Origin of the sequence: Kordiimonas sp. SCSIO 12603, from assembly GCF_024398035.1 — a bacterium.
In the GTDB taxonomy this organism is placed as follows: domain Bacteria; phylum Pseudomonadota; class Alphaproteobacteria; order Sphingomonadales; family Kordiimonadaceae; genus Kordiimonas.
The window spans coordinates 2,699,197-2,721,864 of record NZ_CP073748.1 but is presented as its reverse complement, the minus strand read 5'-3'; the positions used below and the strand labels follow the sequence as shown (position 1 = coordinate 2,721,864).

General features: G+C 45.9%; 26 protein-coding genes. 22 read left to right on the top strand and 4 right to left on the bottom strand.

The window, feature by feature from the left end; translation table 11 throughout:
* The first annotated feature begins 22 nt into the window (after positions 1–22).
* On the top strand, positions 23–865 hold the full coding sequence (locus tag KFE96_RS12695) for a hypothetical protein (protein WP_255832934.1): 843 nt from the start codon (positions 23–25) through the stop codon (positions 863–865).
* A gap of 165 nt (positions 866–1,030) precedes the next feature.
* On the top strand, positions 1,031–1,492 hold the full coding sequence (gene panD, locus KFE96_RS12690; RefSeq protein ID WP_255832933.1) for an aspartate 1-decarboxylase: 462 nt from the start codon (positions 1,031–1,033) through the stop codon (positions 1,490–1,492).
* A gap of 26 nt (positions 1,493–1,518) precedes the next feature.
* On the opposite strand, the gene xth is transcribed toward panD, so the two are convergent.
* From xth to KFE96_RS12675, 3 genes are all read right to left on the bottom strand, one after another.
* Positions 1,519–2,307, bottom strand: coding sequence for an exodeoxyribonuclease III (xth, locus tag KFE96_RS12685; protein WP_370650590.1), 789 nt, complete (start codon positions 2,305–2,307; stop codon positions 1,519–1,521).
* Positions 2,308–2,323: 16 nt separating this feature from the next.
* On the bottom strand, positions 2,324–2,665 hold the full coding sequence (gene erpA, locus KFE96_RS12680; RefSeq protein WP_247020495.1) for an iron-sulfur cluster insertion protein ErpA: 342 nt from the start codon (positions 2,663–2,665) through the stop codon (positions 2,324–2,326).
* Positions 2,666–2,756: 91 nt separating this feature from the next.
* Positions 2,757–3,206: a PAS domain-containing protein gene (locus KFE96_RS12675; RefSeq protein ID WP_255832931.1), complete on the bottom strand. Its 450-nt coding sequence runs from the start codon at positions 3,204–3,206 to the stop codon at positions 2,757–2,759.
* Positions 3,207–3,425: 219 nt separating this feature from the next.
* Here KFE96_RS12675 and KFE96_RS12670 point away from each other — a divergent pair, with 219 nt between their 5' ends.
* The 13 genes from KFE96_RS12670 to KFE96_RS12610 all read left to right on the top strand — a co-directional run bounded on the left by KFE96_RS12670 (position 3,426) and on the right by KFE96_RS12610 (position 15,180).
* Positions 3,426–4,637 (top strand): deoxyguanosinetriphosphate triphosphohydrolase, encoded by a 1,212-nt coding sequence (locus KFE96_RS12670; RefSeq protein WP_255832930.1) that lies wholly within the window; start codon positions 3,426–3,428, stop codon positions 4,635–4,637.
* On the top strand, positions 4,634–6,385 hold the full coding sequence (argS, locus tag KFE96_RS12665) for an arginine--tRNA ligase (protein ID WP_255832929.1): 1,752 nt from the start codon (positions 4,634–4,636) through the stop codon (positions 6,383–6,385). The genes KFE96_RS12670 and argS overlap by 4 nt, the downstream gene beginning before the upstream one ends.
* Before the next feature lies 1 nt (position 6,386).
* Positions 6,387–7,187 (top strand): SPOR domain-containing protein, encoded by an 801-nt coding sequence (locus KFE96_RS12660; protein WP_255832928.1) that lies wholly within the window; start codon positions 6,387–6,389, stop codon positions 7,185–7,187.
* Positions 7,188–7,196: 9 nt separating this feature from the next.
* Entirely contained in the window at positions 7,197–8,204 is a 1,008-nt protein-coding gene (gene nagZ / locus KFE96_RS12655) for a beta-N-acetylhexosaminidase (RefSeq protein WP_255832927.1), read from the top strand.
* Between the two features lie 12 nt (positions 8,205–8,216).
* On the top strand, positions 8,217–8,864 hold the full coding sequence (locus KFE96_RS12650) for a site-2 protease family protein (RefSeq protein WP_255832926.1): 648 nt from the start codon (positions 8,217–8,219) through the stop codon (positions 8,862–8,864).
* Positions 8,864–9,688 (top strand): ScpA family protein, encoded by an 825-nt coding sequence (locus tag KFE96_RS12645; RefSeq protein ID WP_255832925.1) that lies wholly within the window; start codon positions 8,864–8,866, stop codon positions 9,686–9,688. The genes KFE96_RS12650 and KFE96_RS12645 overlap by 1 nt, the downstream gene beginning before the upstream one ends.
* The gene (gene scpB / locus KFE96_RS12640) at positions 9,681–10,481 is read left to right on the top strand and encodes an SMC-Scp complex subunit ScpB (RefSeq protein ID WP_255832924.1); all 801 of its coding nucleotides are present in this window, start codon (positions 9,681–9,683) and stop codon (positions 10,479–10,481) included. Before KFE96_RS12645 ends, scpB begins: the two co-directional genes overlap by 8 nt.
* A gap of 42 nt (positions 10,482–10,523) precedes the next feature.
* Positions 10,524–10,757 (top strand): twin-arginine translocase TatA/TatE family subunit, encoded by a 234-nt coding sequence (locus tag KFE96_RS12635; protein WP_255832923.1) that lies wholly within the window; start codon positions 10,524–10,526, stop codon positions 10,755–10,757.
* Positions 10,758–10,780: 23 nt separating this feature from the next.
* Entirely contained in the window at positions 10,781–11,131 is a 351-nt protein-coding gene (locus KFE96_RS12630) for a twin-arginine translocase TatA/TatE family subunit (RefSeq protein WP_255832922.1), read from the top strand.
* Positions 11,128–11,961 (top strand): twin-arginine translocase subunit TatC, encoded by an 834-nt coding sequence (tatC, locus tag KFE96_RS12625; RefSeq protein WP_255832921.1) that lies wholly within the window; start codon positions 11,128–11,130, stop codon positions 11,959–11,961. The genes KFE96_RS12630 and tatC overlap by 4 nt, the downstream gene beginning before the upstream one ends.
* A gap of 44 nt (positions 11,962–12,005) precedes the next feature.
* Positions 12,006–13,283 carry a serine--tRNA ligase gene (serS, locus tag KFE96_RS12620; RefSeq protein WP_255832920.1) on the top strand — a complete coding sequence of 426 codons (1,278 nt, stop codon included), beginning with the start codon at positions 12,006–12,008 and terminating at the stop codon, positions 13,281–13,283.
* A gap of 4 nt (positions 13,284–13,287) precedes the next feature.
* Positions 13,288–14,070, top strand: coding sequence for a 5'/3'-nucleotidase SurE (gene surE / locus KFE96_RS12615; RefSeq protein ID WP_255832919.1), 783 nt, complete (start codon positions 13,288–13,290; stop codon positions 14,068–14,070).
* Between the two features lie 69 nt (positions 14,071–14,139).
* A complete protein-coding gene (locus KFE96_RS12610) occupies positions 14,140–15,180 on the top strand; it encodes a M23 family metallopeptidase (RefSeq protein WP_255832918.1) in 1,041 nt (346 codons plus the stop codon).
* 1 nt (position 15,181) lies between these two features.
* Here KFE96_RS12610 and KFE96_RS12605 read toward each other — a convergent pair whose 3' ends face one another.
* The gene (locus KFE96_RS12605) at positions 15,182–16,060 is read right to left on the bottom strand and encodes an ATP-binding protein (RefSeq protein WP_255832917.1); all 879 of its coding nucleotides are present in this window, start codon (positions 16,058–16,060) and stop codon (positions 15,182–15,184) included.
* Positions 16,061–16,218: 158 nt separating this feature from the next.
* On the opposite strand from KFE96_RS12605, the gene yajC reads away from it, so the two are divergent.
* The 7 genes from yajC (at position 16,219) to KFE96_RS12570 (ending at position 22,655) form a co-directional block, all read left to right on the top strand.
* Positions 16,219–16,548, top strand: coding sequence for a preprotein translocase subunit YajC (gene yajC / locus KFE96_RS12600; protein ID WP_255832915.1), 330 nt, complete (start codon positions 16,219–16,221; stop codon positions 16,546–16,548).
* A gap of 55 nt (positions 16,549–16,603) precedes the next feature.
* Complete coding sequence (gene secD / locus KFE96_RS12595) at positions 16,604–18,202, top strand: protein translocase subunit SecD (protein WP_255832914.1); 1,599 nt, start codon at positions 16,604–16,606, stop codon at positions 18,200–18,202.
* A gap of 11 nt (positions 18,203–18,213) precedes the next feature.
* A complete protein-coding gene (secF, locus tag KFE96_RS12590) occupies positions 18,214–19,188 on the top strand; it encodes a protein translocase subunit SecF (protein ID WP_255832912.1) in 975 nt (324 codons plus the stop codon).
* Positions 19,189–19,202: 14 nt separating this feature from the next.
* Positions 19,203–19,607 (top strand): Mth938-like domain-containing protein, encoded by a 405-nt coding sequence (locus KFE96_RS12585; RefSeq protein ID WP_255832910.1) that lies wholly within the window; start codon positions 19,203–19,205, stop codon positions 19,605–19,607.
* A 158-nt stretch (positions 19,608–19,765) separates the two neighbouring features.
* Positions 19,766–20,593 carry a hypothetical protein gene (locus KFE96_RS12580; RefSeq protein ID WP_255832908.1) on the top strand — a complete coding sequence of 276 codons (828 nt, stop codon included), beginning with the start codon at positions 19,766–19,768 and terminating at the stop codon, positions 20,591–20,593.
* Between the two features lie 144 nt (positions 20,594–20,737).
* Complete coding sequence (locus KFE96_RS12575) at positions 20,738–21,226, top strand: hypothetical protein (RefSeq protein WP_255832906.1); 489 nt, start codon at positions 20,738–20,740, stop codon at positions 21,224–21,226.
* A gap of 196 nt (positions 21,227–21,422) precedes the next feature.
* Positions 21,423–22,655, top strand: coding sequence for an LL-diaminopimelate aminotransferase (locus KFE96_RS12570; RefSeq protein ID WP_255832905.1), 1,233 nt, complete (start codon positions 21,423–21,425; stop codon positions 22,653–22,655).
* Positions 22,656–22,668 lie beyond the last annotated feature (13 nt).

Here is a 22,668-nt window from a genome sequence, read left to right as displayed (position 1 = left end):
TAATTTGGCTGGGGAGCATGCCGTGGAAAATAATTTTCCAACAATTGATGTATTTAAGAAAGCTGTAGGATTGCCGCTGGCATATCCAATGGAAGTGTTGAAAAGTATTGGCTGGATGATCGCTGGCTTTATTGTTGCGGTAGCGGTTTTTGTTGTGCTGATGCTTGTTGGCGGTATTGATCAGGCTGGTCTGCAAGAACTTAACGAAAAGCTGTTAGCTAGTGATATTGATGCCATAGGTGCAATTGCTTTCCCTCTTCTCATTGCTGTTCTGGCGATGACGATATTTTTTGCACACGTGTTTAACCGCTGGGTGAGGCTCGCTGCTCTTGGTGTAGACCGCATTGCTTTTGAAAGTGTTGGGCAGGCGATTGTCGCTGCTGTTGTGAACATGATTAAATTTTTGCTTGTCGGTGTTATTATCGCGATTGCTTCTTTTGTGGCTATGTTTGTGTTCTCCACTGTTGGCTTGGTTGATATAAATGATCCCAATGCGGCGCAAGGCAGTGGTGTTTTCTCGATAGTACAAGTTATTATCAGCTGTGTGATTTATTCTCTGGTATCATCAAATCTGACGAATACTGCGCTAGGAGAAGATAAGGAAGCGCTTAATCATCCGCACACGATTGATTTTGCTATTGTACTTATCCTGATTTATTCCATCATTCTCGTTCCAACAATCTTGATGAATTATGCAGGTCTTCTGTCTCTTGTTTGGATCGTGCAATTGGTGTTGGGTATCTTCGTGAGTTTTGCTGTTCCTGCTGCGCATGGCATTCGTTTTAGCTATTGCCTTATGGAAAACGATCAAGCTGAAAGTGCTGCTCCTGTGATGGAAGCTGATGCTGAAGATGATCAATCTTAACTTTATTAGATAAACAACCTAAAAAGCCGGGATTTTCCCGGCTTTTTTATTGCCTGCATTCTAAAGAGTATGAATATTTTTCTCTTTTCCTTGACCTTCACCCTTAATCACGCCATATCGCGCCATGTGTGATGATGCATGTGTATTGGCAGAGGAACTCATAGCGTGAGTAATCTAGTTTTTGATGGTGCCCTTAGGCAGTTTATGTACGGCAAACTTCACCGTGTAACAATCACGGGTGCTGAGCTTGACTATATTGGTTCAATCACTGTTGATCCAATTTTACTGCGTGCGTCGGGACTTTTGCCGAACACTGCAGTAGATGTAGTGAATATCACTAACGGCGAGCGTATTACCACTTATGTGATCGAAGGTACCGAAGGTTCTGGTGTGATTTGTCTAAATGGGGCAGCTGCACATCAGTTTTCCAAGGGGGATCTAGCTATCATTATGGGGTATGAGTTTGTTCCTGCCAAAGATCTTCCTGGCCGTGTATCCCGTGCAGTGCACGTAGATTCAAAGAACCGGATCGTAAACATCGATGAGTATGTAACACCGAGCCAAGCAGAGCTTGGTCAGCCGCAGAATAATCGTGAAGGTCAGAAATACGAAACTGTTGACGCCTGAGGCTTAATGCTTAGGCATCATATTTCTTAAGCGATATCTAGTTCTACCCAAACAGGCGTGTGGTCGCTTGGTTTTTCTTTACCACGTGGTATGCGGTCCACCTTGGCATCTTTCAGAATATCAGCAGCCTGTGGTGATAGAAGCAGGTGATCAATTCTGATGCCGTGGTCTTTTTGCCATGCGCCTCGCTGGAAATCCCAGTAGCTATACATTGGTCCGCGAGGTGTGATCTGGCGGATAGAGTCTGTGTATCCCATATTCCATAGCGTACGCAGGCGTGCCCGGCTTTCCGGTTGGGTTAGAGCATCTTCTGTCCATGCAGCGGGGTTGTGGCAGTCTTCATCAAATGGAATTACATTATAATCGCCAGCAAGAACAACAGGAATTTCAAGTGTTCTCAGGTATTCTGCGCGTTTGATAAGACGATCCATCCAGCTGAGCTTATAATCAAACTTCGGGCCGGGACGTGGATTACCGTTTGGAAGGTAAATAGAGGCTACACGCACACCTTTAACCGTGGCTTCAATATAGCGCGCTTGCTCATCTTCTTCGCACTCACTACCGTCAAGATCGGGCAGACGACGCATGATATCTTCAATCGGGTGTTTTGAAAGGATTGCAACACCATTAAAGGACTTCTGCCCATGGGTTTCTACATTCCAGCCTTTTTCTTCAAATTCAAGACGCGGAAAGTTTTCATCTATGCTTTTGATTTCCTGTAGGCAGGCAACATCAGGATTAAATTCTTCAAGCCATTCAAGAACACGAGGAAGGCGTGCTTTAACGCCGTTGATGTTAAAGGTAGCAATTTTCACAGATGTGGTCCTTGATTTAAATGGAGAAGGATGAGCCGCAGCCACAATTCGCTGTAGCATTAGGGTTCACCACTTGAAATGATGCACCAACAAGGTCTTCAACAAAATCTACTTCTGAACCCATTAGATAGAGCAGGGACATACCATCAACAAGCATGGTTACACCATCACGCTCCACAACGATATCATCAGATTTCTGTTCTTCATCAAATTCAAAACCGTATTGGAAACCGCTACACCCTCCACCAGATACAGAAAGGCGTAATTTCAGGTTTGGGTTTCCTTGTTGCTCAATAAGAGCGGCAACGCGTTTAGCTGCGTTTTCGCTAATTGAAACAGGAGTTGCTTGTTCGGTCATGATACTCTGCCAACGTCAAATAATGAAGTATTCAAGCCATATGTAAGCATATGAAGCTTAATAATCAAATTACATGACAAAAAAAGTATGATTATGCTTGCTTAAGTGTGTGCAGGAGGGATTTCTTCTGGAATTCGAAAGCTAGAATGATTGTATCGAATTCGTCTTTGTCACTTTTTAAGCTAAAAGGAAGTGCCAGTGCACAAAACTCAACAGGCGAAATGGAATTTTCCGAAAGTTCGCCAGTAAAATAAAGCGGCTGCGCTTCTTTTTTTGATGTCTCTAACACATGCCGCAAAGCCTGGCTGTTGTAGCCCAGGCGCGTGTCTTCCTGATACTGGGCACCCATGGCATATCCCAGCATTTCGATCACTGTTGATCCAATCAGGCGATCTGAGAAGTTGGTATCATCGAAGGATACAATCGCTAACTGTGGAAGATAACGTGAGAAATTCTGTGGTCGGAAATCCTGTTTTGAAGGGAACTTCCTGCTCTGTCGAATATCTTCCCAGTGCGCTAAAATGCGTTTTTGAAAATCCACATTTACTGCGCTAGCGAGAGCGTCATATGTAAAACAGTTACTAATCATTTTTATAGTATAGTTAATAAAATATTAACGAGCAACGACATTGTTAACGAATTGTATACAATTTTCCTGCGGTGAGTTAGGCGTTAGCTATTGCTCATTTTTATGTGGGCGGATACTGTGCTGAAAAACTTATTGCAATAAGCAAAAATTTATAGATTCAGGGAGACACTAATGACCGATACCTTGGTTAATTATGAAGAAACGCTTGCACCATATGCATGTATACCTTCCCAAAGCCGAGGTCGCTTGTGTAAAGAACCTGAAGTGCCGTCCCGAAGCTGTTATCAACGCGATAGGGATAGAGTGATTCATTCTTCAAGTTTCCGGCGCTTGAAGCACAAAACACAGGTATTTGTTTACCATGAAGGTGACCATTTCCGTACGCGCCTTACACATTCGCTTGAAGTAGCGCAGATTGCACGCTCTGTTTGTCGTTCCTTGCATTTGAACGAGGATCTTGGCGAGGCACTTGCGCTAGCACATGATCTTGGTCATCCGCCTTTCGGGCATATTGGTGAACAGGTTCTCAATGAATGTATGAAAGATCATGACGGTTTTGATCATAATGCACAGTCTTTGCGTCAGCTTACAAAGCTTGAGCATCGCTATGCTCAGTTTGACGGCCTGAACCTTACATGGGAAGCGCTAGAAGGTCTGGCTAAGCATAACGGCCCACTTGTAGATGGCCCAATTGATCATAAGAACCCACCAAAGGAACTACCTTTTGGTTTTAAGGAATTCTTGCCTGAGTTTGATCTGGAATTGCACACATATGCATCAGGTGAAGCACAGGTTGCTGCAATTGCTGATGATATCGCTTATTCAAGCCATGATTTGGATGATGGTTTGCGCGCAGGCCTTATCGAATTTGATGAGCTCAAGAATATTCCAATTGTAGCGCAAATCATTGATGAAGTGATGCTTACCTATCCAAACGCGCCGCGTGATATTCTGATTCACGAACTTGTTCGCCGTATGATCAGCCGAATGGTTGGCGATTTGATGGTGGAAAGTACGCGTAGAATCAAGGCCCTGGACCCGCAAAGCCCGGATGATATCAGGAATGCTGGTCAGCCAACTATTGCCTTTGGTAAAAACATGGGCATCGCTGTAAAAGAGCTGAAAACCTTCCTGTTTGAAAAAATGTACCGCCACTATTTGGTAAATCGTATGGCAAGTAAGGCAAAAAGGGTGGTGAAAGATCTATTTGATCTGTATATCTCCGAGCCAGAATGTTTGCCAACCGAATGGAGCGAACGTGCCGGTGAGCCGATGTCTGCTGAAACTGCCCGTGTGGTAGCCGATTTTATCGGCGGTATGACAGACCGTTTTGCTTTCCGCGAGCACGCGAAACTATTCGATCTTTCAAGAGTAACGCTATGAATGTTTTTACCCACTTTCGGGGAATTATTGATACTGAGCTTGCAGCCCTTAGTGCGGCGGGCGATCTCCCTGAAACACTAGATACTAAAAATATCGCTGTAGAGCCGCCACGGGATGCGAGCCACGGTGATATTGCAACAAACGCAGCCCTCGTGCTTTCAAAGCAGGCGAAGCGTAAGCCGCGCGATATTGCAGAGCTGCTGGCACCGAGGCTTGAAGGCCTGAACGATGTTGATGCTGTTGAAATTGCGGGCCCAGGTTTTATCAACCTTCGCCTTGCGTCTTCATTCTGGCAAAATCAGGTTCTGACCATCCTTAAAGATGGTAAGGCGTTTGGTTCAAGCGAAATGGGTGCTGGTGAGCCAGTGAACGTGGAATATGTTTCTGCAAACCCAACTGGACCACTGCATGTGGGCCATACACGCGGTGCTGTGTTTGGTGATGCGCTTTCTAACCTTCTGTCAAAAGCAGGCTTTAAAGTTAGCAAAGAATATTTGATTAATGATGCAGGCGGACAAATCGATGTGCTCGCTCGTTCATCTTACCTGCGCTACTGCGAAGCTCATGGCCGTGATATTGGTGCTATTCCTGAAGGCCTTTACCCAGGTGAATATTTGATCCCTGTTGGTGAAATGCTTAAGGAAAAATACGGCGATAAATGGCTTGATGCTGATGAAAGCGAATGGATCGAAACCATCCGTGATGAAGCGACAGACGCAATGATGGACTTGATCCGGGAAGATCTTAAGGTTCTTGGTGTTGAGCATGAAGTATTCTTCTCTGAGAAAACGCTTCATAAATCAGGCCGTATTGATGAAGTGATCGCTGATTTGCGCGAGCGTGGCCATATCTATGAAGGTGTTCTTGAGCCACCAAAAGGCAAAAAGCCTGACGATTGGGAAGCCCGTGAACAAACTTTGTTCCGAGCGACTGATTTTGGTGATGACGTTGATCGTGCACTGCAGAAATCAAACGGTGATTATACCTACTTTGGCGCGGACATCGCTTACCACTATGATAAATATCAGCGCGGCTTTAAAAACATGATTAATGTTTGGGGCGCTGACCATGGTGGTTACGTGAAGCGTATGCAGGCAGCGGTTAAGGGCCTTGCGGAAGATGGCGATCTTGATGTGAAGCTTTGTCAGCTTGTGCGCCTGTTCCGTGATGGTGAACCGTTCAAGATGTCAAAACGGTCCGGTAATTTCATTACCATGCGTGATGTGGTTGATGAAGTAGGTCGTGATGTAACTCGTTTCATCATGCTTACACGTAAGAACGATGCACCGCTTGATTTTGATTTTGCTAAGGTAACTGAGCAATCAAAGGATAACCCGGTATTTTATGTGCAGTATGCGCATGCGCGTATCTGTTCTGTAATCGGTAAAGCACAGGTTGCTTTTGCTGATCTGGATGCGTCTGATGAAGCACTCGCTGGAGCTGATGTGTCAAAACTCTCTCATGAAAGTGAGATCGCGATGATTCAGCAGTGTGCTGCGTGGCCTCGTATGGTTGAAGCTGCTGCTGAAGCGCATGAGCCACACAGAATTGCCTTTTTCCTTTATGATCTTGCTTCTGAGTTCCATACTTTTTGGAATAAAGGTAATGATAATCCGTCCCTTCGCTTCATCATTGATGGTGATGAAGAAATGACAAAAGCACGTCTTGCGCTTATTCGCAGTGTAGCTCTTGTTATTGCAAGCGGTTTGGAAGTGCTGGGTGTAACGCCTGTAGAGGAAATGCGCTAAGATGAATGATGAAGAGCAAACAGGGTTAGGCGGGCAAAAAGATATTCCGCCGTGGTTGCAGCCGGTTCCTGAAGATGAAGAGGAACAGACGGCATCAGTGATGGGGTCCAAAAAGCTTTGGATCGCAACAGGTGTTGGCGCGGTTGTTACAATTGCTCTGTTTGCTTCTGTTATCTGGTATCTTTACGATAGTGCCTCTTCAGAGCCGGCTAAGCATGTTGCTGCACCTGAAACGGCATTTAAGGAAAAGCCAGCAGATGTTGGTGGAATGCAGGTAGCACATCAGGATAAAGAGGTGTTCAATCAGGTTGATGGTGCAAAACCGCGACAAAGCGTGGAACTGGGCGCACAACCTGAAAAACCTGTTGAGGAACTACCGGAAGACCCGGTTGGCGATATCGTCGCTGCTGTAACGGGTGATAAAACGCCTGCAGCCGCAGAGCAGCCGAAGGTGGAAGCATCAACTCCAGCACCAGTGAAAGAAGAACCTAAGCCTGAGGTGACGACAAGCGAAACACCTGCTCAAGTTGAAGAGAAGCCAGTTGATATTATGGAAGGTAAATTCCGTATCCAGCTTGGCGCTTATGGTTCAGAGCCTAGTGCAAAACGGGCATGGGTTGGTATCCGGGGTAAGTTTTACGAATATTTAAAAGAGAAATCTTCCATATACGAATCTGTGGATACTGGTGGTCGTACACTTTATCGTCTTCGTGTTGGTCCGTTTGATAATCGTGCTGAAGCGGATCAAACTTGTTTAGCATTGAGAGCAGGGCAACAGGCCTGTATCGTGGTTACCCCGTAGGCCTGTCGTATGAAGCCGATTATATTTGGGTGTTCTGGCCCTGAACTAACAGAAGCTGAATTCGCTTTCTTCCAAAAGAATAAACCTGCTGGGTTTATTCTTTTTGCACGAAATGTTGAGGATAAAGCGCAGCTTAGTAGGCTCACTTCTGATTTGAAACGTTCTGTAGGTCGCCATAAGGTGCCTGTTCTGATCGATCAGGAAGGTGGCCGTGTTCAGCGAATGACAGAACCACACTGGCGTAAATACCCACCAATGGGTGTTTTCGGTGAAATGGCGCTTAAAGATCCAACTCTGGCAGCTAGTGCATTACGCTTGAATTGTCGCCTTATGGCGGATGATCTCCGTAAGGTTGGTGTGAATGTAAATTGTTTGCCCCTTCTGGATGTTCGTCAAAAAGAAGCAGATGCTATTATCGGTGATCGCGCTTTCTCAGGTGATCCAAACCTTGTTGCAGCACTCGGCAGAATCACTGTTGATGCTCTTCAAGAGGGTGGTGTGTTGCCTGTTGTGAAGCATATCCCAGGCCATGGTCGAGCTATGGTTGACAGCCATCTGAAGCTTCCTGTCGTCGATGCATCTGTTGAAGAACTGGAAGAAACGGATTTTGCTCCGTTTAAGGCACTTAAAGACGCACCCTTCGCGATGACAGCACATATTGTGTACAGCGCTCTTGATAGTGAAAAGCCTGCCACGCTTTCTCGGCAGGTTATTGCGCGTACTATTCGTATGAAAATGGGCTTTTCTGGGCTTTTGATGACAGATGATCTCTCTATGAAAGCTTTGTCTGGCAGCTTTGCGGAACGGTCAAAAGAAGCGCTGGATGCGGGATGTGATCTGCTTCTTCACTGCAATGGCGATATGGCTGAGATGGAAGAGGTCGCGTCTGTATGCCACGGGATTGATGCTGGGTTGGAAAAGCGTATTGCCAATCTGGTACGTGATGTTGAACAGGCACCAATGATTGACCGAGGCGACGTGAAGCGTCGTCTTGAAGAATTAATGTCGAAGTTTTAGAAAGTTGATTAAGTGTTTGATCTGAATCAAAAGCTTTACGAAGTAAGCATTATGGCATTGCCGTTTTTGCTTGCTGTTACATGGCGTGAGGCGCTCAGAGGATATGTTGCACACAAAATGGGCGATTGGAGTGTTGAACAAAGCGGTAGGCTATCCGCCAACCCACTGGTTCATGCTGACCCCATCTGGACAGGCGTGGTACCTGTTGTAGCTTTTGTTGTGCTACAGCTACCGATCCTTTTTGGAATGGCGAAGCCAATTCAGATTAACCCGGGCAACTTCAAAGATATCAATAAGGGCCTTCTCTATGTTGCTATCTCTGGCCCAGCATCTTTGCTCGCGATGATTATTTTCTGGGCATATATTTGGCGTTTCAGCGGTAGTTTCGGGTTCACACCGCAAGATTGGCTGCCGCAAACAGCACAAGCGGGTGTAATGCTCTCTTCCTTCTTCTTCATCATTGGGCTTATTCCTTTGCCGGGCTTGGATGGTGGTAAAGTGCTGGAACATTACCTGCCGTATGAAGCTGCGCAGAAATTCAGAGCGCTTGAGCCATATGGGTTTTTCATCCTGCTTGGGATATTCTTCCTATTACCAATGGTAATCGTGTATCCTGCTTTCTTTATGATGAATTTTGTTGCGTCACTCGTGGGTGTTTAATGGTTGAAGTGTTTGAAGAGGATAGCCCGGTACAGGAGCGGATTGATACCGCTGAGGGTGATCCAAACCAGCTTGTACTGCATATGGAGGGCTTTGAAGGCCCTCTAGATGTACTTCTTACACTTGCGCGCGCTCAAAAAGTTGATCTGGCTCAAATTTCAATTCTTGAGCTGGTGGAACAGTTCCTTGAGTTTGTTTCAGCCGCAAGGCGATTGAAGCTTGAGTTGGCTGCCGATTATTTAGTTATGGCTGCGTGGCTTGCTTATCTGAAATCTCGCCTACTACTTCCAAAAGAAGAAAATGATGAAGAACCAAGTGCGGAAGAGCTTGCTTTCCGCCTACAACTTCGTCTGCAAAGGCTTGAGGCCATGCGTGAGGTGGGTGCCCAGATTATGGGACGTGACCGTATGGGTAGGGACGTTTTCCGCCGAGGGGCTCCTGAAGGTCTAAAGCTGATGAAGAATGGAGCGTATGATGTGACGCTCTATGAACTTCTTCGTGCTTATGCGGATAATCGACAAAAACACACCGTTACCGAAATAAAAATTGAGCGCAGACCTGTTTTTGCGCTAGAAGACGCGATCGAACGCCTTTCAGACCTGATTGGCACTGCATTTACATGGTCAACGCTTTCAACTTTTCTTCCGGAAGAATTGAAAGATCAAAGACTGCGTAAGTCTGCACTTGCCAGCATGTTCGCAGCAAGCCTAGAGTTAGCGCGGCAGGGTCAGGCTGATTTGCGCCAGATGGAAGCGTTTGGACCAATATATTTAAGACACCGGGATGAGGATGACCCGACCAGGGATACTGCAACGAATGACTGAGACGACAGATAGGCAAATGGAACATCGCAGAATGGTGGAAGCGATCCTGTTCGCAAGCGAACAGCCGTTGTCGCCCAGTGATATTGCGGAGCGTATGCCAGAAGGTGTTGAAGTAGACGCCCATATTGAGGCTCTCATCGAAGAATACAGCACGCGCGGCGTAAACCTCGTGCTTGTGGCTGATAAATATATGTTCCGTACAGCGAGCGATCTGTCTTTTCTTCTGCGCAAGGAAGTGGATGAACCTCGCAAGCTGTCACGAGCTGCAGTGGAAACACTTTCAATCATTGCATATCACCAACCAGTGACCAGAGCAGAGATTGAAGATATTCGCGGTGTTACCATATCTAAAGGAACACTGGATGTTCTTATAGAAGCGGGTTGGGTGAAACTTATGGGGCGCCGTAAAACACCGGGTAGACCGGTAACATACGGTACAACAGATGAATTTCTTATTCACTTTGGTATTGAATCTATTAAAGATTTACCTGGGCTTAAAGAACTTAAGGCGGCAGGCCTTCTGGATACAGTAGATGTTGCTCTTGATAAGATGGGCGGCATACCTGAGCCGGGTAAGAGCACTGAAGATGAAGAAGATGACAACCAAATTGATCTAGAGGAAGCAATCGCAAAATCTGAACGCGAGGCCGCTGAAAAGATCCGGCAGGAACGTGATCTTCAGGATGAAGAAATAGTAGAAGAGGAACTTCAAGCAGCACCTTCCGCTAGTGAAGAAAATGTGGCTGTTGAAGAACCTACAAATGAAACAACGCAACTGGGGCTGTTGCTTTAGTGATAAAATGACCGGAATTTCCGGCTTATGGAGAGTGAGACTATGCCTGGACCATGGCAAATTGCATTAGTAGTTCTATTGGCGCTTCTTCTTTTCGGGCGTGGTAAAATCTCTGGCCTGATGGGTGATGTTGCCAAAGGCATCACGAGCTTCCGTAAGGGGCTGAAAGAAGGTGCAGAGGAAGAGGCTGCTGAGCCAAAGTCAGTTGAAGATAAAACAATTGAAGGCGAAGCAACAAAGGTTAATACAGACATTAAAGAAAAGTCTGAAAGCTAACCTTTTAAAGGCGGAACTATTCCATGATACCTGAAATTGGTGCAATGGAAATATTCATTGTTGGGGTACTGGCGCTTATTGTTGTCGGGCCTAAAGAGCTGCCTAAACTTCTGAGAGCTGTTGGCGGCATCGTTCGTAAAGGACGAGAGCTGACGGCAGAGTTTCGTGATGGTATCGAAACCTTGGCTGCGGAAGCTGAGCGTGAAGCGGATCCGTTTAATGATCTCCGCAAGGAGGAAGGTCTCCGCCCGGGTATGAGCCCGGAGGAAATCACTGAGCATATTATGGCTAACCGTGAGCGTGAAGCTCAGGGGATTGCGGATGCGACAGAAGAGGCAGAAAAAAAGCCATCAGATGAAGGGGATAAAGCATGATGACCCCTGATAAATTTGATGGCGATGCTGCTAAACCAGATATTATTGATGATGATACTGAAATCGATGCGAGCCGTGCACCGCTTCTTTCACATCTGACAGAACTTCGTAGTCGTCTGATTAAGGTGCTCATCGGGATGATTATTACCTTTGGTATTGCACTTTTCTTTTCAGAAGAGATTTTTCAGATTTTAGCACGCCCTTATGTTGTCGCGACTGAAGGTAAAGAAGGTGCACGGATGATTTTCACAGGCCTTCTGGAAGGTTTTGTGGTTAATCTAAAGGTTGCTCTGTACGCAGCCTTTATCGTGACATTCCCACTTCTTGCACTCCAGATATGGAAGTTTGTAGCGCCGGGTTTATACAGTAATGAAAAACGTGCTTTCCTACCGTTTCTGGTGGCGACACCTGTTCTTTTCGCAATGGGCGGGTCGCTTGCCTATTTCGTTGTGATACCGTTTGCCTGGGAATTTTTGTTGAGCTTTGAACAAACTGCAACAAACGGCGGTATTGCGATTGCGGCGGAAGCGAAGGTAGATGAATATCTCGCGCTTATCATGAAAATGATATTCGGCTTTGGTGTAGCATTCTTGCTGCCAGTCGCTCTTACCTTAATGGGACGTGCAGGTATTGTTACAGCTCAAGGGCTTCGGGAAAAACGTGCATATACAGTCGTTGGCACCTTCCTTGTTGCTGCTTTTTTAACGCCGCCAGACCCAATTAGCCAAATCGCACTTGGCATTCCTATCCTGCTATTATATGAGCTTTCTATTCTTCTTATCGCGATGACTGAAAAGAAACGCGAACAGGAAGAAGCTGAAAATACCTAATATCACGGCATTCTTGCCATAAATTAACTACGGGATATCCCAAAATGTTTGATCTGAAGTTCATTCGTGAAAATCCAGAAGCCTTTGATGCTGCTCTTGCTCGCCGTGGTGAGGAAGCGCGCTCCGCTGAAATTCTGAAGCTGGACTCGGATCACCGTTCGCTGGCGACAGAAGCGCAAACTGCACAGGCCCGCCGCAATGAAGCATCAAAACTTATTGGTAAAGCCAAAGGGCAGGGTAATGAGGAAGAAGCTCAAGCGCTGATGGCGGAAGTTGCAGAACTTAAAACCAAGCTCGCTGATCTTGAAGAAAAAGAGCGTGCGCTTGGTGCTGAACTTAATAATCTTCTAATGAGCCTGCCGAATATGGTTTATGACGATATTCCAGATGGCGATGATGAAGAAGATAATGAAGAAGTTCGCGCGTGGGGTAAGCCTGCTGCATTCGACTTTGATGCGAAAGAGCATTTCGATATTGGCGAAGCACTGGGCATGATGGACTTTGAACGTGCGGCGAAGCTTTCTGGCTCTCGTTTTGTAGTGTTGAAAGGTGGTCTTGCCCGCCTTGAGCGTGCTATCGGCCAGTTTATGATTGATCTGCACGTGAATGAGCACGGTTATGAAGAAATGGTAACACCTGTAATGGTGCGTGATAGCGCACTCTACGGTACCGGCCAGCTCCCGAAGTTTGGTGAAGATGCCTTTAAAACGACCACAGATCATTGGTTAATCCCAACATCTGAGGTAACGCTAACGAACCTTCATTCTGGTGAAATTCTTGATGAAGCAACATTGCCGCTTCGCTTTACAGCACTTAGCCAGTGTTTCCGAGCGGAAGCTGGTTCTGCGGGCCGTGATACACGCGGCATGATCCGTCAACACCAGTTCGCAAAGGTGGAAATGGTTTCTGTAACAACGCCTGAGCAAAGCGATGAAGAGCTTGAGCGTATGACAGGCTGTGCAGAAGAAGTGTTGAAGCGCCTTCACCTGCCATACCGTGTTGTTAAACTTTGCACAGGCGATATTGGCTTTGGTGCGCGCCGTACATATGATCTGGAAGTATATCTTCCGGGACAGGGCCGTTACCGAGAAATTTCAAGCTGTAGTGTTATGGGTGATTTCCAGGCACGCCGCATGAAAATGCGTTGTCGTCCGAAAGGTGAAAAGAAAACCACGTTTGTTCATACGCTGAATGGTTCAGGCCTTGCGGTTGGACGTACGCTGATTGCAGTGATTGAAAACTATCAGCAGGCGGACGGTACAATCCGTGTTCCTGAAGCTCTTCGCTCGTACATGGGCGGCGTTGATGTGATCGGAGCATAAAGCCATGGCCATTTCCACGCAGCGTGTCCTGATTTCAAATGACGACGGCATCAACGCGCCGGGTATTGCAATTCTTGAGAAGATTGCACGCCAACTGAGCGACGATGTATGGATTGTAGCGCCTGAGAGCGAACAATCAGGCGCAGGGCATTCACTTACCCTTACAAAGCCAATCCGTGTGCGTCAGGCCGGCGAAAAGCGTTTTGCGGTAAGCGGTACGCCGACTGACTGTGTGATGATGGCCGTAAATCATATTATGGCTGATAATCTGCCAACACTTATCCTCTCCGGTATTAACCGGGGAGGAAACCTTGCTGAAGACGTTACTTATTCAGGGACTGTATCTGTAGCAATGGAAGGTACGCTCGCCGCTATTCCTTCAATTGCGCTGAGTTTATGTATTCGTCCGAACCAAACGACCAAATGGGAAACAGCTGAGAAGTTTGCACCGGATGTTATCCGTGACCTGATAAGCGTCGACTGGCCTGAAGATGTGTTGATGAACGTGAATTTTCCAGCGTTTCCACCTGAGGAAATTGAAGGTGTACGTGTAACAGAGCAGGGCCGACGTGAGATGATTGGGAATAACATCGAAGAGCGTGTTGATCCGCGTGGCTTTAAATATTTCTGGTTTGGCCTTGGCCGTGAAGTTGGTCTTCCGGGACATGAAACTGATATCAAGAGTGTGCGTGAGAAATGGATTTCTGTTACACCGCTTCATCTTGATCTTACTCATCACAAGGCACGTAAAGCAATCGCGCCAGCGCTTGAAAAAAGCTTCACATAACAGGGGTTTCTCCCTGTTGCCCTTATGAGCAGATATGGTTATTCTGCTTATGACAAGGGTGGAGGATTTGTGAAAAAGTTCCAAACAGGCACAGTATTGGCGGTTATCTCCGCTTTGGTGGTTTCAGCGTGTTCTTCTGGGAATACGTTTGATCCTGCTGCAGTTAAACCTGTTTATAATATCCGTCACGCACCGCTTCCTCTCCCGGATCCTAAATGGAACCCGCGTAGAGCGCATAGCGGCAAGAAAACCGTTCAAACTGCACCACGTAGGCAGACAGCTAGCTCATCTCGACCAAGATCAACTCCCACACCTTTAGTACAGGCTTCTGCTGGTACCATTACTGTGCGTAAAGGCGATACGCTTTATGCTATTTCTCGCCGTACTGGGGTGCCGGTACGTTCCTTGATTACCGCAAACCGATTGCGTGCGCCTTATGCACTCGCGGTTGGACAGCGCTTGCAAGTGCCAAGTGCCCGCGTGCATGTGGTGAAAAGAGGGGAAACGGGCTACAGTATTTCGCGGCGGTATGGGGTGACTGTGTCCTCATTGATGCGAGTGAACAGTATTCGTAAACCATACACATTGAGTGTAGGGCAAAAACTGAAGCTTCCAGGCGGGGCAACTGCTGGCTCAACACAGGTAGCTTCTAGTACTCCTGTGATAACAACAAAACCTAAACCTCGCCCGAGAGGTCGTTCGGTTGCGATACCAACACCGCCGCCAAGAACAAGTTCTGGCTTCGTTTGGCCCGTAACTGGCAAAATAGCCTCTCGCTTTGGTCCTCGTGAAGGAGGGCTTCACAATGACGGTATTAATATTCTTGCAAAGGCTGGTACACCAGTGAAAGCCGCTGAAGCTGGAGTGGTGGTTTATGCATCTAATGCGCTTGAAGGTTATGGAAACCTTCTTTTAGTGAAGCATGCTGAAGGCTGGGTTACAGCATATGCGCATAATGAACGTATTCTTGTGCGTCAGGGCCAGCGAGTGAAAAAAGGTCAAGTTGTAGCCCGTGTCGGTTCAACAGGCGGTGTTGCAAGCCCACAGCTTCATTTTGAAATCAGAAAAGGCCGCCGAGCACTTGATCCGCTACGGCATCTTTCAAGTTAGATCAGAATTTGATTTTCTGTTCCAATTCACCGGCGAGATTATTTACATATTGCCAAGCAGTTCTGCCTGACCGGTTGCCCCGAGTTTTTGCCCACTCGAGCGCATCATGTTTCCAGTCATGCCTTGGGTTTAGCTGAAATTCTGCGATATAGCCTTCGATAATGGCTAGATAGTCTGTCTGATCTGCCGCGTGAAAACCTAACCACAGGCCAAATCGATCTGAAAGGGCGATGGTTTCATCCATAGATTCGTTAGGGTGAATACCGATAGCGCTTTCTTGATCAGCCATTTGACGAGGCAGAAGGTGACGTCGGTTAGAAGAGGCATAGAAAATCACGTTATCTGGCCTGCCTTCAAGCCCTCCTTCGAGGACTGATTTAAGAGCCTTGAAATCCCGGTCCGGTCGATTGAAGGATAGATCATCGCAGAAAAGAATGAAGGTACGGTTTGACGCACGAAGCACATTCATAAGTTCAGGAAGTTCTGAAATATCTTCTCTATGAATTTCAACAAGAGATGGTGCCTCTTTTCCAAATTCCTGAACTAGGTGATTATGAATGGCTTTGATGAGAGTGCTTTTTCCCATACCTCGCGCACCCCACAATAGTGCGTTATTTGCGCTAAAACCTTTTGCAAATCGCTGTGAATTTTCAAGGAGAGTGTTCTTTGTGCGGTCAATACCAAGTAAAAGATCCAACCTTGGTGCGGCGATGTTTTTTACTGCTCGCAAGTTATTGGTTTCTGGTGAAAAAACAAATGCTTGAGCATCAGATTGTTCTGGAAAGACAATTGAAGGCGAAGATTGTTTTGAGATTGCTTCAGCAAGTGCAGTTACAGCATGGATAAGTGCTTCATCAGAATCTTTCGAGAATGTTGCCACTTGTATCACCTTTTCCCGTTTACCATTTAGGGTTCAGGACATACCACGGGAACTGCTTTTAAGCGAGGCTGCTGTTGCATTTAAGCCTGAGAAAGCTATAGTCCCGCCATGAGATTTATATCGGGGCGCTAGTTTCCCTTTAGAAGAGGTTTAACCATATGTTTTCTTTGCCGGTTATTGCACAAGCTGCACCGCAACCAAGCTTGTTTGATACAATGCTTCCACTTGTTCTGATCGTAGTTGTGTTCTGGTTCCTTATTCTGCGCCCGCAGAACAAGAAAATGAAAGATCACCGTGAAATGGTGAACAATGTTTCTCGTGGTGATACAGTAGTAACTGCTGGTGGTCTTATTGGTAAGGTTACTAAAGTAAAAGATGAGAATGAAATTGAAGTTGAACTGGCAAATGATGTGCGCGTGCGTGTTGTGAAAAGCACGCTTACAGAAGTGCGCAGCAAAAACGAGCCAGTGAAAACTGACAGCAAGTAATTGAAGTTACCAAGCCCGGTCTAGTACCGGGCTTGAAGTATTTAGGGGACACGTCATGCTAAACTTTCCAAAATGGAAAGTGCTGATGATTTTGGCTGTAGTATTCCTGGGCATTCTTACCTCTGTTCCGAACTTTCTTTCGGAAGAGCAGCGAGCAAGCTTGCCAGACTATATGCCCTCGAAAGCACTAAGCCTTGGCCTTGATCTAAGAGGCGGGGTTTATATTCTTTTTGAAGCGAAGACCGAAGATGTTGTGAAAGCAAGGCTTACAAAGCTTGCTGATGAAGTGCGTGCGGTTCGTTCTGCCGAGCGAGGACTTTCCTTCCGTCGGATTAAAACCAATAATAACTCAGTGGTTTTTGATGTTGCTAACGATGATATGATCGAACTGGCAAAACAGAAACTACGCCCACTTACACAAGCGCAAATTGGTACCAGCCCTCTTGGTGGTGGCGTTCAAGAAGTAACCATGGAAAATAATGGTGCTTCTTTCCGTCTTACACTTACCGAGCAAGGTGTTATTGCACAGCAGCGTGACGCAATCGCACGCTCTATAGAGGTAATTCGCAAGCGTGTTGACCCTGAAGGTGTAAAGGAGATCACCCTGAAGCCACAAGGTAATAACCGTATTATCCTTGAAGTACCGGGAGCTGATGATCCTAAAGCGATTATTGATCTTGTTGGTAAAACAGCCAAACTGTCCTTCCATGATGTGGCGACAAATATTTCTGCTACAGATATTGAAGCTGGACGTATTCGATCAAATCAGAAGATTTTGCCGATGAAAGATGGCGGCTCTATCGTAGTGTTTGAGCGCGAAATTGTCGCTGGTGATGATCTTACCAATGCAGCTCCAGCATTTGATGATCGTGGCCAGCCTGCAGTTTCATTTGCTTTTAATACATCTGGTTCAAAACGTTTCGCCAAGCACACGCAGGATAACATTGGTCGTCCTTTTGCAATTGTGCTTGATGACTTGGTAATTAGTGCTCCACGCATTGTAAGCCCAATTCTGGGTGGTTCTGGCCAAATTACCAATATGGGTGATATTACTGCTGCTCAAGAATTAGCGACGCTTCTGAAATCCGGTGCACTGCCTGTGAAATTGCAGGTGGAGCGGCAGAAGACTGTCGGTGCTGATATTGGTGCTGATGGTGTTGCTGCCGGTAAGCTTGCTTCTATGATTGGTTTCATTGCAGTTATCGTTTACATGGTCGTGAGTTATGGCCGCTTTGGTCTTGCAGCTAATGTGGCGCTGATCACTAACCTTATCCTTATTATGGGTGCACTTAGCCTATTTCAGGCAACACTTACGTTGCCTGGTATTGCAGGTATTGTACTGACAATTGGTATGGCGGTGGATGCGAACGTGCTTGTGTTCGAGCGTATCCGGGAAGAACAAACTATGGGCAAGAACCCTTTCCAATCCATGGAGCAGGGGTATGGTCAAGCGTTCTCTACTATCATTGATGCAAACATCACCACGTTTATTGCGGCTGCGGTTCTTTACCTTCTCGGTTCAGGGCCTGTGCAAGGCTTCGCGGTAACACTGGCTGTAGGTATTCTTACATCCATGTTTACAGCGATTGTTCTTACTCGCTTTATTCTATCGCTCTGGCTTAAGCGCGCGCGCCCAGCCAGATTGCCAATTTAAGGAGGGGACTGATGAATTTACGTCTCGTTCCAGATAACACGAACATTAAATTTCTGGGAATGCGTAAGGTTGCACTCGCCTTCTCAATGGTAATGATCCTTGCTTCTGCATTACTATTTTTCATACGTGGCCTGAACTACGGAATTGATTTCCAGGGTGGCGTCGACCTGCTGGTTCAATCCCAAGAAGGTAATGCGGATATTCCAAAGATTCGTTCAACGCTGTCTAGCCTTGGCCTTGGTGATATCAAGGTAAAGGAATTTGGTGATCCAACAGATGCAATGATCAGTATTGTTCGCCAGCCAGGCGGTTCTGAAGCGCAAAATAATGCGTTGAACCTTGTACGTGATACACTTTCAAAAGAGATCCCAACGCTTAAGATGGGTGAAGCTGATGTTATCGGCCCAAGTGTTTCGGGTGAATTGAAACAAAAAGGCACGATCGCGGTAACGATCGCTGTTCTTATGGTTTTGATTTACATCTGGTTCCGCTTTGAATGGCAGTTTGGCCTTGGTGCTGTAATTGCGCTTGTTCACGACGTATTGCTGACAATTGGTTTCTTCTCTATCACACAGCTTGAATTTAACCTTTCTATTATCGCAGCGCTTCTAACTATTGTTGGTTACAGCTTGAACGATACAGTTGTGGTTTATGACCGCGTGCGTGAGAATATTCGTAAGTTCCGCAAGAGAGAACTTGAAGATGTTATTGATATGTCGCTCAACCAAACACTGGCGCGTACGATCATGACAAGTGTGACAACACTTCTTGCATTGTTTGCTCTGTTCTTCTTCGGTGGGCCATCCATCAGTGGTTTCACTGCAGCGATGATCTGGGGTGTGTTTGTAGGTACATACAGCTCTGTATTCGTAGCTTCACCAATGCTGGTATTCCTTAAAGTGCGTAGCGAAACGTTGATCCATGACGATGATGATAATGACCCAACGGTAGATAAATCTCGTCCAAGCCCATTTGAACAATTCTAGTTAAAGGAAAAGGCGTGGTTGATAAGTTTCAATCCGGTGGTGTTCATATGGAACTACAAGGAGAGGAAGACCTTCTCCTTGTAGATGGTTATGGAGATGGCGGCTTCCGCTTACAAGGCGTTAAGGTGGCAGGCAGTGTGGTTGTGCTCGAGGATGGTTTTCATCCTGTAACAGCAACATCCTTGCTTGATCTGGCGGAAGATGATTTTGCTTCAGTTCTTGCTGCACCGAATAAACCAGAATTTATTCTTATAGGAACGGGGGAGCGAATGAACCTGCTCCCCGCTACTCTGCGAAAATATCTTGAGGAAAAAGGGTATCCATACGAACTGATGGATACTGGCGCTGCCGCTCGTACGTTTAATGTTCTACGAATGGAAGATAGGCGTGTAGCTGCACTTTTATTGGCTGTTAGCTGATAAAAGCCTGTTAAATGGCTATTTACCGCAAGTATCACACTGTTTGTCGCTATTCAGTGTGATATTTTTTTGCGTGGGTGCAAGGTAAATTCACAAAGCCGTGATGCTGAATAACGAAATAAGCGAGGCAGCGGTTTGACAGCATATGGAGGTTTGAAGTGGTTAAGAATTTTACACGAAAAGCTGGTTTGATCGCAGGCTTGACAGTGTCTGCCTTTGCTCTTGCATCAACAGCAGGAGCAGCTGGTATCTATTACGGTGATGATGATAATAAAAAGGTCAAAGAGGAAAAGGCTGAAAAAAAAGCCAAGCATAAAAAGACCATTAAAATCATCCAGACTGGGCGTCCGGTTGTCGTAGATACGGACAGTGATATTCATGTGGTGGTTGAACGGAAATCGCCAAACATTCAAGTGCGCCGCTGGGTAAGTAACCCGCAGGAAAAGAAAGAAGCACTTGAAAAGCTTGAAAAGTCTATTGCCAAGGTTGAGAAACGCCTTGAGAAAACTAAAAGCAAAGCTGAACGCGAGGCACTTGAGCAGGCCCTTGAGGGATTGATGACTGCGAAGGAAGCGATGGTTGAAGAGCATGTGCAGAACGTTTTCACAAGTCGTCACCGTATTGAAATTGAACGCGCACATACAGAAGCTCTCCATGAAGCTTTGAGCGATTTGCATGAGCAGGAAGGTGATCTTTCTGAAATGCGTATTGAGGTGATTGAAGATATCAATGAAGCGCGTGAAGAATTGGCAGAAGCACTTGAAGAGCTTGATATTGAACTTGATATTCAAACTGACGGTGAGATTAGGGCAATTCGCCTTCGTGCTCTAAAGGATGCTGAGCGTGAGCTTGAGGATATTGAAAAGCATCAATTGAAAGCTATCAAGCAGGCGGAAAAAGAATTAGCAAAGACCCGAGCACGACTAGAGAAAGAACTCGCTGAAAAAGAAAAGCGGAAACAGAAGCAAAAGAACAAAGATAAATAAGTTCTTGGCATCAATTTTTAAAAAGCGCTCTATTGGGGCGCTTTTTATTTTCTAAGTAATTAGTTTAGTATGTAATTGTCGCTTGTAATTTATGTAATTGTGTAGCATTATCAGGTTGTAAACGCACTCACATGGGGAAATACCGTGCGCACGATTGGTAAAATTGCTATCGCGTCCAGCCTGCTGTTCACAGCGGGAACTTCCCTTACTGCGTCTCAAGATCAAGATGTTTTGTTTGATACAACAAGCTTTGTTCTTTCCGAATCAAACCGTTTAGCGGCGGAGCGTAAAGCAGCTAAATCTGAATGCTCTGCATCTGAAGAACATCTTCAGGAACGTCTTGTTGAGCTTACTGAGCAATATACCTTTAACATGCAGCGTATTGATTCGATTACCAGCAAGATTGGTGATGTGCAGGCTGTTGAAAGTGTTCGTAATGAACTTGTTAAAGCGGAAATGCAGTTAGCAAACATTCAAAAAGCTCGTATGGACACTGCCTATAAGCTTGCAACGCTGCGCCAGCAGTCAAAGAGTGCGGTTCAGGAAGTGCGGTCTGATTTCGATATGGCAATTATGCAGCAGGTTGAAGCCGCGCTTGCAATCGCCGATGCCGCCTTGCGCGCGGCTAAGTAATTTCTCAAAAACTAGTATTACTGCCTGCTTAACAGGTGCAGTGTATCTGTATCTTTGGATCAGATAAGGTAATATAATTTCAAAAAATAAATAAAATCATTCCTATCGTTGCTCTTTGAGTTTGCATAGCTTAGAGAGAACACGTAGGAAGTAATCCTGAATTTGCCTTAGGGCTACAATGTTAATTGAGTGCACCATGACTAAAGAAGAATTTTATCGTACCCGCCGCTTGCCGCCTTATTTGTTTGCAGAAATTAATGCAATGAAAGCAGAGGCTCGAGCCCGTGGTGAGGATATTATTGATCTTGGGATGGGAAATCCCGATTTGCCAACCCCTCAACATATCGTGGAAAAACTTAAGGAAACGGTGGATGATAAATCTACACACCGTTATTCAATGTCCAAAGGTATCCCCGGCTTAAGAAAAGCTCACGCAGCATATTATAAACGCCGATTTGGTGTTGATATCGATCCTGATAGCGAAAATATTGTAACACTAGGCTCGAAAGAGGGGCTCGCGAACCTTGCTCAGGCGATTACTGCACCGGGAGATGTGATTCTTTCGCCAAATCCAAGTTATCCAATCCACCCATACGGATTTATGATTGCTGGTGCTTCTATCCGCCATATGCCGCTTGGGCCAGATCTGGATTTTATGACAGAACTCAAACATGCAGTTCAGCACAGTGTACCTACACCAAGTGCTGTTATTCTATGTTATCCTTCAAATCCAACGGCTGAAGTTGTTGATTTAGATTTCTACAAGGAAGTTGTTGATTTCTGTAAAGAGAAAGGGATCTGGATACTTTCCGATTTAGCCTATTCAGAAATCTATTTTGATGATGATAATCCTCCGCCGTCCATTCTACAGGTGGAAGGCGCTAAGGATATTGCGGTTGAATTTACAAGTTTGTCGAAAACATATTCGATGGCTGGTTGGCGCGTAGGTTTTGCGGCGGGTAATAAGAAGCTGATTGAGGCACTTACTCGTGTGAAAAGCTATCTGGATTATGGTGCTTTCACACCTATCCAGGTGGCAGCCGTTGCCGCACTGAACGGCCCGCAGGATTGTGTTGAAGAATATCGTCAAATCTATAAAGCCCGCCGAGATACATTGATCTCAGGTTTAGCAGCAGCAGGTTGGGATGTGCCGAGCCCAAAGGCGACCATGTTTGCCTGGGCACCGCTTCCTGACGACTTTATAGAGATGGGTTCGATGGAATTTGCTAAATTATTGATGCAACATGCAAAAGTGGCCGTATCACCAGGCGTTGGTTTTGGTGAATATGGTGAAGGTTATGTGCGTATTGGCCTTGTGGAAAACGAGCAACGCATTCGGCAGGCTATCCGAAATATCAAGAAATTTATGACAGATAAAGACATGCACCTTGAGGCATGGCGAAAACGTAACAACAGTAAATCAAAGTAAAATTGGAAAGTTC

Coding starts and splice junctions, on each gene's coding strand:
- erpA (WP_247020495.1), bottom strand. CDS start 2,665: ATGACCGAACAAGCAACTCCTGTTTCAATTAGCGAAAACGCAGCTAAA.
- KFE96_RS12670 (WP_255832930.1), top strand. CDS start 3,426: ATGACCGATACCTTGGTTAATTATGAAGAAACGCTTGCACCATATGCA.
- argS (WP_255832929.1), top strand. CDS start 4,634: ATGAATGTTTTTACCCACTTTCGGGGAATTATTGATACTGAGCTTGCA.
- KFE96_RS12660 (WP_255832928.1), top strand. CDS start 6,387: ATGAATGATGAAGAGCAAACAGGGTTAGGCGGGCAAAAAGATATTCCG.
- nagZ (WP_255832927.1), top strand. CDS start 7,197: ATGAAGCCGATTATATTTGGGTGTTCTGGCCCTGAACTAACAGAAGCT.
- KFE96_RS12645 (WP_255832925.1), top strand. CDS start 8,864: ATGGTTGAAGTGTTTGAAGAGGATAGCCCGGTACAGGAGCGGATTGAT.
- scpB (WP_255832924.1), top strand. CDS start 9,681: ATGACTGAGACGACAGATAGGCAAATGGAACATCGCAGAATGGTGGAA.
- KFE96_RS12635 (WP_255832923.1), top strand. CDS start 10,524: ATGCCTGGACCATGGCAAATTGCATTAGTAGTTCTATTGGCGCTTCTT.
- KFE96_RS12630 (WP_255832922.1), top strand. CDS start 10,781: ATGATACCTGAAATTGGTGCAATGGAAATATTCATTGTTGGGGTACTG.
- tatC (WP_255832921.1), top strand. CDS start 11,128: ATGATGACCCCTGATAAATTTGATGGCGATGCTGCTAAACCAGATATT.
- serS (WP_255832920.1), top strand. CDS start 12,006: ATGTTTGATCTGAAGTTCATTCGTGAAAATCCAGAAGCCTTTGATGCT.
- surE (WP_255832919.1), top strand. CDS start 13,288: ATGGCCATTTCCACGCAGCGTGTCCTGATTTCAAATGACGACGGCATC.
- yajC (WP_255832915.1), top strand. CDS start 16,219: ATGTTTTCTTTGCCGGTTATTGCACAAGCTGCACCGCAACCAAGCTTG.
- secD (WP_255832914.1), top strand. CDS start 16,604: ATGCTAAACTTTCCAAAATGGAAAGTGCTGATGATTTTGGCTGTAGTA.
- secF (WP_255832912.1), top strand. CDS start 18,214: ATGAATTTACGTCTCGTTCCAGATAACACGAACATTAAATTTCTGGGA.
- KFE96_RS12570 (WP_255832905.1), top strand. CDS start 21,423: ATGACTAAAGAAGAATTTTATCGTACCCGCCGCTTGCCGCCTTATTTG.